Source organism: Oleiphilus sp. HI0125 (genome assembly GCF_001635355.1).
Genome location: NZ_LWGF01000514.1, coordinates 1 through 466, shown reverse-complemented (window position 1 = coordinate 466; position 466 = coordinate 1). Strand labels below are relative to the sequence as shown.

Genomic DNA, 466 nt, shown 5'->3' with positions numbered 1-466 from the left:
GGAACAAGTAGAGACATCATTGCTCCAGAGCTAATTCCGTACGCATTATATAAAGCGCAAAATGAGTCATCTTTCATTGCTGCGCTACAAAAAATTTACACTCTCTCAACTGACAAACGAAGTCTTGTAGGAGACAATGCTCACGCATTCGTTCAAACGCACTTTGAAAAAAGCCAAACCACACAAAAAACATTGCAACTTTATAAAGAGCTTTGGCAAAAATCCGCTATGGTTAGCAAGCTTTAAATCGATAAATGACGTACATGCTGAAAAACACCTTCATTAAAGTTAATCATGGAATTTTCCATGAACAAAAAACCGAATACTTTGACCCTAAGTATTGGCAAAGTATTCATGCAGTTGAAGGTCATGAATCTGGCAGAGGAACAACCTGGTTTGTGCGCCATAACGAGTATGCACTTGTGTTGCGCCACTATTATCGAGGCGGGCTAATTAGCCGCTTTAA

2 protein-coding genes are annotated in these 466 nt (G+C 39.5%); both read left to right on the top strand.

Annotation, left to right across the window (positions count from 1 at the left end; genetic code table 11):
- Positions 1–246 (top strand): glycosyltransferase (locus A3762_RS28275; RefSeq protein ID WP_231878746.1); only part of this gene is annotated, 246 nt, incomplete at its 5' end.
- A 17-nt stretch (positions 247–263) separates the two neighbouring features.
- On the top strand, positions 264–466 hold a 203-nt coding region (locus tag A3762_RS06480; RefSeq protein WP_304439271.1), incomplete at its 3' end, for a lipopolysaccharide kinase InaA family protein.